The following is a 16,092-nucleotide window of genomic DNA, read 5'->3' on the forward strand; positions in this document are numbered from 1 at the left end:
GTTTTTTTACGTCCGGAGAAAAGCATGGCCGAGCAAAAATCCCGCCTGGTGCTTGAAATTGACAGCCGTGACGCCGAGCAAAAAGCAGCTGACATCAATAAGGCTCTTGAAGCTCTTGAGGCGCTCGGCCTCCCCACCCAAAGAGCGATGACCAAGGCGGCATCGGGGATTGATGGTGTTGGGAAAAGCTCGACAAAGACTACGGGGGCTATTGATGGGCTTTCGGAGTCGTCGGACAAGGTTGCGGAATCAAGCCTAAAGATGGGCGAGACGGCCGCTGAAGCTTCGGCGCGACTGTTGGCGATGGCAAAAAGATCGCTTGAGACAAGCGATTACGTAAAGTCGCTTTCTGCCAGCACTACGCAGGCCGGCAATTCTTTCGATTATGCAGCCGACAAGGCCGAGAGGCTTTCGGATCTTGCGCGCCGCATGCGGGCCGAATCTGACGCCAACGTAAAAACCAATACCACCCTTGCAGGCGGCTCGAGAAAGGCTGCAGTAGCTACTGATGAGCAGGCACAGGCGCTTGAAAAGTTGCTTGGGCAGATCGACCCTGTGACCCGCAAGCTGACCGAAATTGATCGGCTTGAGAAAGAGCTTGCGAAAAACAAGAAGTTTCTCGATGCCGACACATTTGCCGACTATCAATCAAAGATAGCTGCAGCGCGCAAAGCTATCGGAGGTATTGACGACGACCTGAAGAGCTTCGGGCTGACTACAAAGGGCTCGCAGCGCGATGCTGCGCAGTTGCTCAACGCGCTGAAGTCCGGCGACTGGCAAGGTGCTGCCCGGAATTTCCAGCAAATCAGCGTTTCCTCTGGTGGAGCCTCCCAGGCCTTGAGGTCTCTCGGCGGGTCCGCGCTTGGGGTTGTGAACCCGCTCACTGTTGCAGGGGCTGCTGCGGCTCTATTGGCCCTGGCTTACAAGCAAGGAAGTGACGAGGCCTCAGCATTCACACTGTCATTGGCGGCGACTGGCAATACGGCGGGGACGACCACCGCGCAGTTGGCAACATTGGCGAAGCAAATTTCCAGCACTGGAGGAACCACGGGCAAGGCTGCATCGGTTCTTGCTCAACTTGCTGCATCGGTGCGAATTCCCATTTCGTCATTCGAGGCCATTACTCGAGCAGCCATGGACTATGAGTCGGCGACCGGGCAGGCAGCCGAGGAGACCGTGAAGAACTTTGAAAAGATCGCCAAGGACCCGACCGCAGAGATTCTCAGGCTAAACGAGTCGATGAATTTCCTCACGGCCTCGACCTACGAGCAAATCAAAGCCTTGCAGGAACACGGGGATATGCAAGGGGCGGCTGCCATTGCGAATGATGCATACGAAAAAGGCTTGTCGCGAACATCAAAAACCGTACGTGAAAACCTCGGCTATCTCGAATCGAGCTGGAATGCTGTCGCTAATGCAGCCAAAGGTGCCTGGGACGCAGCTCTCAACATCGGCCGAGAGAAGACCGTCGATGACAAGTTAAAGGCTTTGCGAGAGCAGCTTGACGCTATTGCAGAGGCAGAAGCACTAAGAGACAAGCGTGACCCACGAGGGCGCCAGGCTGACCCAATTTCAAACCTGACCCCAAACGACGATTTCCGAAAGCAGGCTCTGCAAGCTCAGGAAACTCAACTCCTGATCCAGAAAGCCGAGGATGAGCGCCGCGCCTCGGCCAAGGGGTTTGCCCAGCAAATGCAACAGCAGTCGCTTGATGATCAGTTGACGCTTGATAAGATCAGGGACGACTCAGCATCAAATCAGAAGAAACGTGACAAAAAGATTGAGGAATATCAGGCAGTTGTAGCGCGTCGCGAAATTGAGGCAAAGAAAAAGAACGACAAATCTTTACTTATTTCTGCTGAGCAGCAGGAAAAAGATATTGCAGCTATCAAGGAGAAGTATAAAGACCCCAAAATCCCGAAGACCGCAGCTTATCGCGAGGACGCAGGCCAGAGGATGCTGGACCAGGCCCGCCAACAGTTTTCAGTCCTCCAAGAGCAAGCAAAGGTAATCGCGGATCAAACGACAGGAACTGTGACGTTAGGCACCGAAGCCAAAAAACTCATAGCACTTGAGACTACGCTGGCTGAGCTTAAGAAAAAGGGCACGCTGACTACCGCCCAGAAGCAAATTCTGGCAATGGGAGAGCTGAACGTTGCCCAACAGAAGCTCAACGCCGGGCTTGAAAAGCAAAATCAGCTGTCAGCGGTGCAGCTGGAAAATGCTGCGCGATTAAAGGCCTACAGGGACAACCTCAGTACTCAGCTTGCTCTGTTTAAAGAGGGGTTTGACAATCAGATTGCGGCATTTGGGTTGAGTGATAAGGCTCGATCACGCTTGCAGGACGACCTGAAAATCCAGCAGGACTACCAGAAGCGCGTTAACAAGCTGACCAATGACTTCAGCAACAGCACCGACAAGTCTGCGGGCCGCAAACAGCTCTATGACGACGAGATCGCCGCAGAAAAAGACGCCCTCAGCAAGCGTCTGGCGATGCAAAAAGAGTATTACCGCAATCTGGATGACGCCCAGAACAACTGGATATTCGGGGTTTCAACTGCCTGGCAGAGCTACGTGGACATGGCCACGAACTACAACCAGCAAGCCCAGGATGGTGTGACGCAGGTTTTGGGGAGTACAACATCATCGATCTCGGACCAGATACAAGGCCTCCTAAAAGGGACGACAGATCTGGGCGACGCCTTCATCAACCTTGGTCAGACAATGGGCAGTTCCATCCTTCAGGCGCTTTCGGACATCGCTGCAAAGTGGATTGTTACGCAAGCCCTGAAAATGGCCGGCATTGAGGCTGAAACAGGTGCGGTCGTCGCGTCAGAAGGAATCAAGACGACTGCGAAGGTGACAGGTGATGCGGTCGCGACAGGCTCATCCCTGGCTTCCATTGCAACCATATTGAGCGCAAACGTCGCGGCCGCAGCCACCACCGTTGCATCCTGGCTCCCGGCGGCACTCGTTGCCTCTATTGGGTCGTTTGGTGCGGCAGCAGTTGTCGGTGGTGGCGCTCTTGTGGCGGCATACGCATTACTGAAAGGCTTTTCTTCTGGCGGGTACACCGGCCCCGGCGGCGTCAACGAGCCGGCTGGCGTCGTGCACAAGGGCGAGGTTGTGTGGAGTCAGGCTGACATTAGCCGTCACGGCGGCGTGGCCACGGTCGAATCTCTACGCAAAGGCAACGTTTCTCCGATTCGTCCTGGTGCAACAGGTTCGGGCTCAGGCTCAGGATCTGGAGGCCAAGAGGCAGGCTCAGGCAAGCCGGGCGGAAACGTCAACATCCACAACTACGGCGGCAACCAGGTTGAAGCCCAGCGGGACGGCGACGACTGGAACATCATCATCAAGCGAGCCAAGCGCGAGATTGCCGGTGACCTTGCCAGCGGCAATGGTGATATCACGCGCGCGCTGACAAATGGCTATGGGCTGCGGAGAGTGCCTCGATGAGCATTTTAAAAAGGCTTTACGCGAGCTCTGGGCCTGAAATCATTCACCCGGTGCTAAAGGTCACGGACGGCATCACCACGTATTACCTCACCAACGGCTGGGATGAGCTGGTAGTGGGGCTGGGGAATGGCACGGTTGTGACGTGCACGCCGTGCGGCATGGAGCTGGCCATCCCGGCGCGCAACGACGACGGGACTCAGGACTTGAACTTTGCCCTGAGCAACGTCGACGGACAGGCGTCGGGCTTTATCCGAGCCGCGATCAAGGACGGTCGCGAAATGCACCTTGAGCTGTTCACCTTCACCTCAAACGATCTGGGAGCGCCGGCCACTGCGCCGAGCCGCTTCAAGATCAAAGGTGGGCAGTGCACAGCTACCCAGGTGTCCGTCACCGCTGGCTACTTCAACCTGCTGGACACCAACTACCTGCGCAACACCTACAACCTCGTCAAATTCCCGGGCATTCGCTACCTATGAACCTCGAAAAATACACCCTCGGCCAATACGTCGAGGGCGGCCGACTGTGGCCGCACGTTGACTGTTACGGCCTGGTGTTGGAGGTGCGTCGGGACTTGGGCCTGTCGGATTGGCCTGAGTGGTCGCAAATGCGCAAGGCGGATGGCGGCTTGGTGCGGGCCTGCAAGGAAATGATCCAAACCCAGTTGACGCTCTGTGAGCCAGACCACGGCGTTGCTGCCGTGGCCTATCGCGGCAGCGTGCAGGATCACATCGGGATCGTGGTCAGGATGAACGGCCTGCTTGAGGTGCTGGAAATCAACAAGGGCCGCAACGTCAGTTTCACCCCTCTGCGCCGCTTTGAGCGCCGGTTTTTCAGCGTGGAGTACTACCGATGATTCGCATCTACCCAAGCCGCCTGGAGGGCGCGCCGCTGGAGAGTCACGCTATCACCGGACCGATCCTGCTGGTGGACTGGCTGAAAGGTCAGGCGCCGGACTTTGAACTAGATCGCGAGCATCCGATCTTCATTGAAGTTGATGGCGTGGTGTTGCCGGTAGAGCGCTGGGCGACGTTTGTTGTGCAACCGGAAACAGACCTGCGGATCTACCCCCAAGTGCGCGGCGCCGTGGCGATTGTTGCGTGGGTGGCGGTGGCGCTTGCAGCCGTATCGCTGGTCATGATGATGAGCATGACCACGCCAGGCATGACGCAGCCGGGGCAGGGCAAATCACTCGACACCAACCCGGCGAAGGTTAACCGGGCAAAGGTGAACGAGCCGGTCCCCGAAATTCTTGGTCGCAGCAAGATTTACCCGGACTGTGTGGTGCAGCCGGTGTCGCGGTTCGTCAACAAACGCGAAATGCACACCAGCTTATGCTTGTGCCTTGGCGCCGGGGAGCTATCGACACTGGCCAGCAGTATCAAGATCGGCGACACGCCGGTTGCGGCCTTCGGCTCTGATGTGTCGTACATGTTTTACAAACCCGGCGCGAGCGTTGCGGGTGATCGCCGGGCCGAAAACTGGTACATCGTGGGTGAGGTTGGTGGTACCAGCGCCGGTACGGCCGGCCTGGACACGGCGTCCACAGCTTCTAGTGGTTCTTCCGTGGTGGCCGATGCGCTGGTTCTGGCCGGATTGAGCGTAAGCCTGGCCGGTGCCAACCCTGAGTTTCCAGATAACTGGGCCGTGGGCACCACCGTCACGCTGAAAGCGCCTAACACCTTCAAGGTCAGTAACGCGGGGTCGTACACCCAGATTGCGGGCCCGTTGGGTGATCTGGCCCCTTTTGTGGGGATGAAGGTCACGCTGTCAGTTGATACTGACTATGACCTGGTGGTGGCCAGCTACTCACCGTATATACCGCCTGTACCCGGCACCGGCGGTAACCCATCGTCGGTTCAGTCTTCCTCTTCACCGACCACGTACGATTTTAGTGATACCCCTGCGGTTTGGACGATCACCTACCGGGGTGACAGCCGAACCATATCGCTGGCTTCAGACTTTGTGAACATGAGCGGCGTGGTGTCGGCAATCAATGCCCAGCTTTCAGGTATTGGCCTGACCGCGCAGGACAATTCGGGTCGACTCCTGATTGCTGAGCCGTACAGTCCCTACAAAGGCGGTGCTATCTCGCAGTCCAACGCACCGGTTGCGTTGTTTGGCGTTGGTCCCGTTTACACAGTCGGCACTGCCTCGGCAGGTGGTGTGCCTGAGCGCGAAGCCTTCATTACGCTGCGTTACGACAGCGGCGCCCCCTTTGCCGGGCTGAATGACGGGGCGCAGCGCATGTCGATCGGATATCGCGGTCAGCGGTACCGGATTGCTAGCTTGGACGCATTGACCATGACGATTCAGCGCCTAAACGATGCGGGCAATGTCGACTCGGGATGGTCAGGATTCGCCGCTCGCACGCTGCTGGACTTTGCGCTGGGTTCTGACTTTGTTGGTTCGCTCAACTGGCTTGGCTCGTTTATGGGCACTCCAGAGCAAGAGCTGACAGACACTCTTGAGTATGACTTTTACCTCCCTGCCGGGCTGGCCTGGTACAAAAGCAACGGTCACCGCCGGGCAGGTACTGTCATAGTCCACGTTAACTGGCGGGATGCTGCGGTGGGCGGTGCCTGGAACAACGTTGTGCACACCATCACCGAGAGCACCGAGGATGCCTTGGGGTTCACGTTCACGCTGAAGCTTCCGTATCGGATGCGGCCTCAGATCCGCGTGCGTCGGGATGCGCCGCAAGAGGGCGGGAACACGCGGGACACGGTTTACTGGTTTGGTCTTCGCTCAAAGCTGGATGCGCCCACCTCATACGAGGGCGTGACCATCTTCACAGCGGATATCAGGACGGGCGATCGTCTTGGTGCTCAGTCCGACCGTCGCGTCAGTATGGTTTCCGAGCGGCTTTACGAGGGCAAGGCAGGGCGCACAATCAGCGGCGCCGCGCTTCATGTTCTTGATAGTCGCGGCATTGATCGCAGTGAAATCGACGTGGCCACACTCAATGAGTTGGAAGCTCAGTTCTGGACGCCGCGAGGCGAGGCGTTCGACTTTGCCTTTACCGAGCAGGTGACAGTGCGCGAGGCGCTGCAAACCATCTTCGCTGCCGGCATGAGTCATTTGCGGTTGGCTGACGGTCTGATCGGTTGTACCCGCGAGGGCGTGCAACCTTCGCGCGGCCCAATCACCAACCACGAAATGACGACTGAACTGGTTTCAACGTTCAAGGCGATCAGTTCGGACGACTTTGACGGCGTGGACGTCAAGTACATGAGTCCGCAAACCTGGGCTATCGAAACGGTTCAGTGCCGTTTTGAGGGAAGTCTGGGCCTGAAGGTGGATGTACTCGAGCTTGATGGCGTGCAGAGCCGAGATCGAGCATGGCGCATTGGCAGGCGACAACTGCGCAAGCATCTGTACCAGCGCTGGAGCTACTCAGGCAACACCGATCTGGAGGCGCTGTGCTTTGAGCGCCTTGATCACGTCACTCTTGCGGATGACATACCAGGCACCAGTCAGTCGGCACTGATTGTTGACGCTGAATTGGTGGGCGATCGCGTGGTGCTTGAGCTGACCGAGCCGCTGGACTGGGATATAGAAAATCCCCGAATTGTAATTCGCCGACACGACGGCTCAGGCACGCCAATGATCGCGCCGACTCGGCTGTCTGATTTCACGATGAGCATCCCGGCCAAGGCCCTGGACTTTAACCTAATCACTGACCTTACGATTGAGCCTGCGCGCTTGCTGTTCGCCGCCTCAGCACAAATTGGTTACAGCGCCATGCTCACTGAAATCGCGCCAGACGCCGACGGCTCTTGCAGCTTCTCAGCAGTCGAGTACCGAGACGACTACTACGCCGATGACGACAATTACGCACCTACATAAGGACTGCTCATGCTTACCTATCCGGAGGGCTTGTCCCTGCCGCTGCGGGAGGGTTATGGCTTCACGCCTGTCAGTCCGATAAAACGGTCAAACAAGGTGAGTGGCCGTGCCGTTCAGCGTCGGCTTTATAGAAGTGTGCCCACCGCGGCCAACGTGTCGTGGCTATTTACCGCAGAGCAGGCGCAGCTTTTTGAGGGCTTTTGCAAGTGGGAGCTTGGCTGGGCTGCCTGGTTTCTCTGCCCGATCAGAACCCCGTTGGGTCTCAAGTTAACCCGCGTCAGGTTCACTGACGACTTCTACCAGGGCCCCGAGCTTGTAGGGGTCAACATGTGGCGCTACTCGGCCACGGTCGAACTGTTTGAAATGCCGGTAGTCAACGAGGCCGAGTACGCCAGCCTGCTGGCAGGTATGGACATTGGCGTCATGAATGCCCAGCTCCGAGGACTGATGCAGCGCTGGTACACCAAGTCCTGGCCCGGCGCCAGATAACCCCACTCTGAACTGATTTTTGAATTCCCATGCCCGCCGCCGCGCGGGCTTTTTTTCGCCTGGAGTATTTATGAGCGGAGCCGATGATCTCGCACGCCTGACGGTTACGATTGATAAGGCCAACGAGCTGTTCCTGTCGGAAGAGCCAAAGATGGTCGATGTGGGGGGCGGGTTAATGCGTCCAACTAACGCCAAGGTACTGGCCGATCTGGCAACTCAGATGAATGGTGCGCAGATTTATACGTCTGTGGCTTTGGGGTTGGCGAGTACTGCGCAAGGCAGTTATTTCAGTGTGCCCAGTCTTGAGTCAACTGAATATCTGATTTTGTATCAGAACAATGCGGGAGCCGCGAAAGAAATTGACCGTTATCCAAATGCAAGAGCTGTAGATGCGCTTGAAGATGACTTGAAAATTATCGCTGACAGAAGCTCTGACCGCTTTTACAACGGCAAACGGGTTTACAGCGGGGAGGCTGATGAAGGTTTCAGCGCATCAATTGTCACCTTGGAGGACGGGAGCGTTGTAATCCCCAAGCTTGTGCTTGGGGCTCCGGCACTCGCGACTATTCAAGATATGATTGATGAATCAGGCGGAGCCCCATCAGGCCCCGTTCGCGCATGGCCTACCACGGCCTTGGGCGCGCTAGCTGAAGCCGCTCGACGCCGGGTAGATTTCGTAATGATCGGTGACAGCAATCAGCGGATGGATGGCTATGGCTGGGGTGGCGGGCTCATGCGCGCGCTTCATAACCGATTTGGGTGCTATGCCACGGGGGTGGCTACCCAGTCACCTATCACCATGTCTACTTACACGACTACGGGGGAGAGCAGCTATGGCTTAAACGCCCCTGCGACTTATAGCGGCGCGCCTGACGGCGTAGAGAGCGTTTTTCCGGGGTTCTCTTTTACCATCGGCGCGGGCAAAGGGGGCATCGGATACGCTTGGTTGCCTGCTGGGGAGTCCATAGCGAACGCCAACAACAGCGGTGGCGTAGGCATATCCGCCGACCACGCAATCGGCGCCTCTAACAAGCTTCGCATTCATTATGACTGGGTAAGCATGAAGGACGGCGCTGGCCAGTTCCGAGTTGAAGCTCGTTTAGACGGCCCTCCCTGGACTAAGGTGGCGCAAGGCCCGGTTACACCTACGAATACGGGAGAGCATTCACTCCACCGGCAGACGCTGGATATACCGGCGGCATCTCGAACTACAGGGCTTGAATGCAAGTGGTTCACTCCGGGTGGCACGCCGATAACCGGACCATTTGCGGCGGCATGGTTCCGCGTCGAAAATCCAGCGAAGGCCAGCGGGGTATCGGTAAGTACGATATACGGCTCAGGCGGTCAGAGCTTGTACGATATGGCGGCTTACCTTCTTGGTGCGCCCGATCAAGTGCTTATCAACTGGTTTGGCGAAACTCGACGACTTCAGTTGCTGGCAGAGCAGAAGCCGATTGTTGTCGTGTATGTAAACAGTGGGCTGAACGACCAAAACGAGACACTGAAACCAAGTTTAGGCTGGAGGGAAAGTGATTCGCCAACGTCTCCGGCTGCCTACATTGACAACCTTGAGGCCATAGTAAAACGGGTTAGCGATGTATGGCAGAAAGCGGGATGGGATGAGACGGAGCTATTCTTCCTGGTCATGCCTTCGCATCCAATTTCAACGCCAGATGCATCAAAGCTTTTGTCTTATCGCCGCGCAGCGAAGTCTTTCTCGGTTGCGCAGCGAATCTCTTTTATCGACCTTGAAAATATTACGTCTAATGCTGAGATGCTAAACAACAAATGGTACAAAGAAAACAATACGGATATTAACCATCTAGTGAAGTCTGCATACCAGGTTTTAGGCGAGCGTGTTATTGCATTGGTGCCGGAGATTAAATAATGGCGAGCTTGATTACACATCTGCAAAATAAATTCAGCGATAGCACGATGGATAAATTAGTTCGAGACAGGGCCGTGTCTTCTGGCACGCGACTTTTATTCGACTTTTCAAACAGCTACAGTAATCCAAATCCAGATGGCGCCCTTAAGTTTGGATCCGGCTTTGCCAATCTTGTAGATGGAGCGCCCGGGGCGGTTATCGGAGGTGCAGACGCCGCCCCTCTTATCAATGAGCGCGGCTCAACTGGCGGAATCAGGTCGCCAGCCAGCGGTGCGAATGGTCAACTTATAAACCTCGGCAGGTCATACAGCCTCCACGCTACGAACCCAAGTTTCATTGCACTAGCCTGGGTTAAATGCCCGAGCAACGCCGTGGCCAATGCCTATCAAGGGATTTTCAAGCTGCAGGGGAGCAGCGTTCAAAACACATTGTTCTCGATTGATACGGGGTTTAACGGAAGGGCGCCGCGAGTAGTGGCTAACAACCAAAACAACGTGCCGGTTTATGAAGATGTCCCGGGCTTTACGCCAGATGCCGTACATCAAATTGGAGTAGCTTGGCGTCTTGGCTTTGTCGACGTAATTCTGAATGGGGTCGTAGTTAAGACGATAACAAATATCAACCAGAAGCTGCTGGACTTGTCGGGTTACGATCTTATTGCGCAAACTGCCCGACAGAGCACGACGTTACATCGCATCCTCTTGGAGGACTTAACCGTGGCGCGGCGAAGTGTAGCTGCTGCTGCCGCAGCTGATTATGCATCGGCGAAGGGGGGGTTCTCCTGAGCAAGTTGAATTGCTTGACCTGACAAGACCTGCCAGCCCGCCCAGCGCGGGCTTTTTTACGCCCGGAGAAGCCCATGCCCATCACATCGCAGCAACTGCTGCAGACTCTAGCGAATCTCGAACAAGTATAAGTTAGGTGATTAGTCGCTATAGGCTTAACGGCGAATATGAATTTTTCCCATCGTCAAATTGCTGCGGAAAGTACCGGTGTCTCCACGAATTGCGTACAGAGTTGCTCTATAAAAGGATATCCATCTCGAACAGTGAAGGCTTCGAATTTTTTTATACGCCCACAGCCAACCACGCTTCGAGACTGTTTCCATGATGTGCATCTGCTCTATTTATTGGAATTTGAAATATAGCAATTTGCTATTGGCGGTGGAGGTGCGGGAACTTTGACATTTTATAACGCCAAATTTTTACCTCCCCACTAAATACTCCCCATTTACGGGCCGCGTGGAACATTGCCCTTACTTTGCTCTTTCTCCCGGAGAAGGCTATGCCAATCACAGTGCAGCAACTGCTGCAGATCCTCCCGAACGCCGGCCAGGTTGCCGGCTTTTTTGTTCCTGTCTTAAACACTGCAATGAACCGGTACCAAATCGTTGGCCTGAAGCGCATTTCTGCCTTCATCGCGCAGGTCGGCCATGAGTCCGGTCATTTGACGCGCCTGGTGGAGAACCTGAACTACAGCGCTGACGGGCTGGCCAACGCCTGGCCCAATCGCTACGCCGAGCCGGACGGCAAGGGCGGCTACTTCAAAGTTCTGGTCAAGGACAGACAACGCAACAAGCCCAATGCCTTGGGCCTGAGCCTTGCTGGCAAGCCTGAGCAGATCGCCAACAACGTCTACGCCGGACGCATGGGCAACACCGCGCCGGGCGACGGCTGGAAGTATCGCGGGCGCGGCCTGATCCAACTCACCGGCAAGACCAACTACCGGCTGTGCGGTGAAGCGCTGGGTCTGGACCTGCTCACACAGCCCGAGCTGCTGGAGAAGCCGCAGCACGCCTGCATGGCCGCCGCGTGGTTCTGGTCCAGCAACGGGCTGAACTCGCTGGCCGACAAGGGCGATATCGAAACCATCACCCGGTGCGTGAACGGTGGGCTGACGGGATTGGCTGATCGCCAGGCAATCTACGCCCGGGCGCTGAAGGTGCTGGCATGACCCCCGTTGCGTGGAAGTTCGCCGGAATAGGCCTTGCCCTGGCTCTGCTGTTGAGCCTGGGTGTCGCTGGCGGGGCCTGGCTAGCTGCCAACCACTACAGGCCATTGCTCGACACCTCTTACGCCGACCTGGCCAAGACCAAGCTCGCACGGGACAACCTTGAAGAGCTGGCGGGTGAGCAGGACCGCAAGCTGGGCGAGTTGGTTATTGCTGGCGAACTGCGAGAGCGGAACGCGGCCCAGGCGATTGCCAAGGCCAAGGAAGAGGCCGGGGCGGATTACGCCGCAGCCAACAGATTGATGCAGGAGCGAACCGGCGGCGATCCGGCCGAGGCTGCTGCTTCAATCATTGATCAGGAGTTGGGGTTATGAGGTGGTTGCTGATAGGGCTCATGGCGGTACTAGCCGGCTGTGGTACCCGCGAGCCGGAGGTACGCACTGTGCGTGTCGAGGTTCCGGTACTAGTCCCGTGCAAGACGAAAGAGGTAGCGGTGCCGCCTTGGGCGGCAGCCGGATTGCAGAAAGCTGATTCGCTCGAGATAAAGGTGAGGGCGCTCCTTGCAGAGCGCCGTCAGCGAATAGGTTATGAGAAGGAGTTAGTTACAGCAATTCTTGCGTGCCAATAGCTGCTTTAATAGACGCAATATCGAAATTCACTAACTGTTGTTGAAGGCATGTAATTAAATAATTAAAACCATAGTTCTGGCTTGTGCTGCTGATTCAATAATCTGTCTGACTTTAAAAATTTGCTCTGGCTTTAGAATACGAGCAGATTCGAGGCCATCAATAAACCCCTCTGCTCTCTCAGTAGTTAAATTGATTTCTGATGTGCTGCTTGAGGATTTGATTTCTTGAATTTTTTGGTTTAAATCATTACGAATTCTGTATGTTAAACTAAACTCTTGTAAAGGGTCAGCGTGGCCTTCGGTTTTCATTGTTTTAATTCCCTGTGAGGTGCTGTTTGTTCTTCAGTGTTCCTGTATTTATCTGCGTTTTAGCTGATTAGTTCTTATAAAGCTGTTCTGATTGTTTATGGTCGCTTGATAAGCTTGAATAGTTAAAACACTTGCATGCTGACTCTAGCACATGGTCAGGAATGACTCTAAAAATCTACGTTGAGCTCATTAGTATCGCGAGCGTCATGGTTATAAAGTCCTCATTTTTATCGAGGGTCTCTAGGGCGCCTCTAACGTTACTCCCGGCTTCCGACGCCCCATGCTTCTCAGCCCAAGAGGTTAGCTCAAGAATGGCTGCTTCGAGGGCAAGCTGATTCTCGTTGATTTTATAGAGGAGGCTTGGGAGCAAATCTGAATTAGGCATGTCGGAGCTCCATTGGAAGGTGATTTCTAGTAAATGCCCATTTCCACCTGAATGATAGTGTTTTGAGTCCTTGTTTTGTCTCAGGAGGACGGAAAGTAGAGGGTGAGCCGTGCGTGACTTTTGCGTGACTCTCTCTCACGCACCTATAGGCATCTATGGCTATTCGATTGCAGCGAGCGCCAGAGACAACAGCCATAATCCAAGGGGTTGCCATGCTCCTACGGGCATGGGGTGCTAGGCGGTAGTTTGCGGTCGGCAGTAAATCAGGGAGGGGAAAACCAGCTGCCCGTTCTGCCTGTGATTGGACGGACTGAGCGAGAGTCTCTTTGCTGAATTTGCTTAGAATGCTGATTGTTGCTGAAATTTTGCTTAAGCAATGCGGGTTGCATTTCTAACTATATGAAATATATAGAATTTTAATTCTGATCAGCACGATCCATCATGGGGGCCACAGAAAATCTTCTGGAGGATTCTGAGCGCTCTAGATGAGTGGATTTAGAGTGTTTTTCGGTCATGATCTATCGTTCAAATATGTGCTTTTCAGCCGTTTCGCCTGCTTGGAGAAGCACAGTGCAGCAAAGCCTTTTAGCTTCTGCTGAGGCGTAATGGCCGGGAGTTTATCAGGAATCCTAGTGGCAATTGACTTATGTAAACATTGAGCCTGTAGGAGCGAGCTTGTCTCGCGATCTTTTGATTTTCAAAAGCAAAAGATCGCGAGACAAGCTCGCTCCTACAATTTTGTTATGGTGACGGCTGAAATGAGTTTCAAAGCCTGTCGAGTCGAGTACCGATGATCATCAAACTGCCTCGCACTATTGAACAATTCATAGGTGGCGCCGCGCTGAGAGCCGACGAGATCGGTGAATCCCCCTGCGATGTTTATAGCTTCAAACGTGGTAACGATCGTTTATTTCTCAAGACTTGCCCGGCTATCTTGGCACCTACCACGTATAGCGTGTTACGAGAGGCGCGGGTCTTGTCCTGGCTCGCAGATCGCCTGAGAGTCCCTGAAGTGGTGGCTATCGCGGAAAGCGTTGAAGGTGAGTTCATGATTACGCGTTGTGTCGAAGGGCAACCCCTTCAGGCGCGTATCAATGACCCGTCTTCGATCATCATGTTTTTTTGCGAGGCGGTGCGGCAGTTACAGGCTGTGCCAATCCACGATTGCCCGTTTGATTCAAGTGTTGAAACGCGTCTGCATGAGCTGGACTATCTGCTGGCACATAACTTGGACGAGGATTGTTACAACCTGCAGCAGTGGCCTTACTTGCAGACTCCGCTGGATCTTGTCGCTCACCTGCATAAAACGAAGCCGACAGAGGACCGGATGTTCAGTCACAGAGATCTGTGTGGGGCCAATGTGTTTGTCGATGCCCATGACACGCTGCACTTCATTGATTTGGGTCGTGGCGGGAGTGCCGATCGATGGTTAGACATTGCCTTTGTTCATCGCTTTTTGCGTAAAGACGTCTCTTTGGGCGTTGCCGGTGAGTTTCTAACTGAGTTGGGCGAGGGAGATGAACCGGCCAAGCGCGAGTTTTTCGAGCAGTTGGACGAATTTTTCTAGAGTTGTGATGAGGGCGCAGGCAATTAAATGTTCAAAGGCCTGAAGGCTGTATGCCGAAAGACACACAGCCCCAACCCTTTTTACTCAGGCAAGCTCATGTGCAATAACGGGAAGGGTCGTCCTTCGCCGTCCAGTGGCGAACGCCCCGTTTGCACGAAGCCGTAGTGCAGGTAGAACCCTGCGGCCTGTGGGTTTTGCTCGTTGACATCCACGCTGAGCGTCGCGCGCGACGTGCGGACATGGTCCAGCAAGGCTCGGCCAATGCCTTGGCCATGCTGTTTTGGGTCTACGAAGAGCATTTCCACATGGTTGTCACTTAGCCCAATGAAACCTAGTGGCCAGTCTCCAGTATCTGCCGCGACCCACAGTTCTACGGCTGGCAAGTAGCTGTCACGTAACTGCGGGGTCAGTGCTTCGATGTCGGATGGCTGCAAAAAATCGTGAGTGGCCTGAACTGCGCGCAGCCAGATGTTCAGCAACTGCGGATGGTCCACAGCGTTACCCTTGCGAATGATCATGAAATCATCCTTCTTCTCTTTAGGTCTGATGATGGGGGCGCCGGGCAGTGGCGACCGATTAAGAGTCGGCTTCAGGTATGACCGCTTCGCGAGTTAACGCCTGGGCGGTGCACTTAAGAGGGGCCGAAAAAGAATGGGCGGCCAATTTGCCGGGGCACGTTAAAGATGTCAAGAAGGTGGGTAGGGGCCGACCACTACCCAAGCATGATCAACTCGGCACCCTCTAGCAGCAGCGGACGCACGAGGATCTTGTAGCAATCGGCATCAAATGCCTGGCCGGTGCTTTTCGGCGCCTGTCTGGCTTCAGCCTCCGTTGCGTAGGTGCCGATGTAATGCCAGCCGTCCACGACGTGGTATTCCACATGCTCACCGTGGCGTTCGTGCAGTGCGATTGCGCAGGGGAACGGCCAGCGATGTACGGCCCAGCGGGCAAGCGCAGTTAACAAACGTTCGGTATGGGCTGCTTGGCTTTCATCGCCTCTGCAGGCGCCCGCGCATTTGCCGATTTGTGCTCTGAAACAACTGCGGCCCATCGCTTTTTCGATGCCGAGCAGGCTGTGGCACAGGCGCTGCTCGTCAGCGATCAGCATCAACGCTTCAGTGGCCATGCGCTTGTTGCGGAACAGCCCGTACAACGGGCTGGCGTCGGGCAAATCGGTGGTGTCGATGATGTCTACAGCACCCTTGATGACGCGTATTGAGCACAACCGGCGTTGCTTGCGTAATCGCTTGTTTTTGAGGGGTTGCAGTTCTTTGATCAGGCGCGATTCCAGCAGCAGCGCGCCGATTTCTCCGGCGGTTTGCACATACTCGATTCTTTGCGCTTGGCGCAGCATGCGGGCTTCTTCGGGTGTTCGCAGGTGTGCCAGCAGTCGGCTGCGGATATCGACACTTTTACCGATGTACAGCGGCATTGAGTCGTCTTGCGCATAAAAGAAGTAAACCCCCGGTGCTCGCGGTGCTGCAGCGACTTGAGCGCGCAGGTGCTCAGGGTATTCATAAACAGGGGCGAGTTGTGCAGGGCGTATAGGCATGGTGGTTATAGTGCGGCAT

At 55.2% G+C, this 16,092-nt stretch carries 15 protein-coding genes; 11 read left to right on the forward strand and 4 right to left on the reverse strand.

The features are described from left to right. The first annotated feature begins 24 nt into the window (after window positions 1-24). The 10 genes from AAEZ03_RS01285 (at window position 25) to AAEZ03_RS01330 (ending at window position 12,260) form a co-directional block, all read left to right on the forward strand. Window positions 25-3,459, forward strand: a complete 3,435-nt coding sequence (locus AAEZ03_RS01285; RefSeq protein WP_350575281.1) for a phage tail length tape measure family protein — start codon at window positions 25-27, stop codon at window positions 3,457-3,459. Next, on the forward strand, window positions 3,456-3,935 hold the full coding sequence (locus tag AAEZ03_RS01290; protein ID WP_350575284.1) for a DUF1833 family protein: 480 nt from the start codon (window positions 3,456-3,458) through the stop codon (window positions 3,933-3,935). Before AAEZ03_RS01285 ends, AAEZ03_RS01290 begins: the two co-directional genes overlap by 4 nt. Further along, window positions 3,932-4,312 carry a nitrite transporter gene (locus AAEZ03_RS01295; protein WP_350575287.1) on the forward strand — a complete coding sequence of 127 codons (381 nt, stop codon included), beginning with the start codon at window positions 3,932-3,934 and terminating at the stop codon, window positions 4,310-4,312. Before AAEZ03_RS01290 ends, AAEZ03_RS01295 begins: the two co-directional genes overlap by 4 nt. Next, window positions 4,309-7,305 carry a host specificity factor TipJ family phage tail protein gene (locus AAEZ03_RS01300; protein ID WP_350575290.1) on the forward strand — a complete coding sequence of 999 codons (2,997 nt, stop codon included), beginning with the start codon at window positions 4,309-4,311 and terminating at the stop codon, window positions 7,303-7,305. The genes AAEZ03_RS01295 and AAEZ03_RS01300 overlap by 4 nt, the downstream gene beginning before the upstream one ends. 9 nt (window positions 7,306-7,314) lie before the next feature. After that, a complete protein-coding gene (locus tag AAEZ03_RS01305; RefSeq protein ID WP_350575293.1) occupies window positions 7,315-7,794 on the forward strand; it encodes a hypothetical protein in 480 nt (159 codons plus the stop codon). Between the two features lie 70 nt (window positions 7,795-7,864). After that, window positions 7,865-9,682, forward strand: a complete 1,818-nt coding sequence (locus tag AAEZ03_RS01310) for an SGNH/GDSL hydrolase family protein (RefSeq protein ID WP_350575296.1) — start codon at window positions 7,865-7,867, stop codon at window positions 9,680-9,682. Then, on the forward strand, window positions 9,682-10,467 hold the full coding sequence (locus tag AAEZ03_RS01315; protein WP_350575299.1) for a hypothetical protein: 786 nt from the start codon (window positions 9,682-9,684) through the stop codon (window positions 10,465-10,467). Before AAEZ03_RS01310 ends, AAEZ03_RS01315 begins: the two co-directional genes overlap by 1 nt. A gap of 499 nt (window positions 10,468-10,966) precedes the next feature. Further along, a complete protein-coding gene (locus AAEZ03_RS01320; protein WP_350575302.1) occupies window positions 10,967-11,635 on the forward strand; it encodes a glycoside hydrolase family 19 protein in 669 nt (222 codons plus the stop codon). Then, window positions 11,632-12,006, forward strand: a complete 375-nt coding sequence (locus AAEZ03_RS01325) for a hypothetical protein (protein WP_350575305.1) — start codon at window positions 11,632-11,634, stop codon at window positions 12,004-12,006. The genes AAEZ03_RS01320 and AAEZ03_RS01325 overlap by 4 nt, the downstream gene beginning before the upstream one ends. Beyond that, window positions 12,003-12,260 carry a hypothetical protein gene (locus AAEZ03_RS01330; RefSeq protein WP_350575308.1) on the forward strand — a complete coding sequence of 86 codons (258 nt, stop codon included), beginning with the start codon at window positions 12,003-12,005 and terminating at the stop codon, window positions 12,258-12,260. Before AAEZ03_RS01325 ends, AAEZ03_RS01330 begins: the two co-directional genes overlap by 4 nt. 54 nt (window positions 12,261-12,314) lie before the next feature. Here the strand turns inward: AAEZ03_RS01330 and AAEZ03_RS01335 are convergent, their stop codons facing one another. Both AAEZ03_RS01335 and AAEZ03_RS01340 read right to left on the reverse strand, forming a co-directional pair. Next, window positions 12,315-12,569, reverse strand: coding sequence for a hypothetical protein (locus tag AAEZ03_RS01335; protein ID WP_350575310.1), 255 nt, complete (start codon window positions 12,567-12,569; stop codon window positions 12,315-12,317). Window positions 12,570-12,744: 175 nt separating this feature from the next. After that, a complete protein-coding gene (locus AAEZ03_RS01340; RefSeq protein WP_278940670.1) occupies window positions 12,745-12,954 on the reverse strand; it encodes a hypothetical protein in 210 nt (69 codons plus the stop codon). A 790-nt stretch (window positions 12,955-13,744) separates the two neighbouring features. Between AAEZ03_RS01340 and AAEZ03_RS01345 the strand changes: the two genes are divergently transcribed. Next, complete coding sequence (locus AAEZ03_RS01345; protein ID WP_350575313.1) at window positions 13,745-14,521, forward strand: APH(3') family aminoglycoside O-phosphotransferase; 777 nt, start codon at window positions 13,745-13,747, stop codon at window positions 14,519-14,521. Between the two features lie 80 nt (window positions 14,522-14,601). Here the strand turns inward: AAEZ03_RS01345 and AAEZ03_RS01350 are convergent, their stop codons facing one another. Together AAEZ03_RS01350 and cho are read right to left on the reverse strand one after the other, a co-directional pair. Further along, window positions 14,602-15,039 carry an acetyltransferase gene (locus AAEZ03_RS01350; RefSeq protein ID WP_350575317.1) on the reverse strand — a complete coding sequence of 146 codons (438 nt, stop codon included), beginning with the start codon at window positions 15,037-15,039 and terminating at the stop codon, window positions 14,602-14,604. A 194-nt stretch (window positions 15,040-15,233) separates the two neighbouring features. After that, a complete protein-coding gene (gene cho, locus AAEZ03_RS01355; protein ID WP_350575320.1) occupies window positions 15,234-16,073 on the reverse strand; it encodes an excinuclease Cho in 840 nt (279 codons plus the stop codon). Window positions 16,074-16,092: the final 19 nt, after the last annotated feature.

This window comes from Pseudomonas sp. HY2-MNA-CIBAN-0224 (assembly GCF_040310285.1).
GTDB classification, from domain to species: Bacteria; Pseudomonadota; Gammaproteobacteria; order Pseudomonadales; family Pseudomonadaceae; genus Aquipseudomonas; species Aquipseudomonas helleri.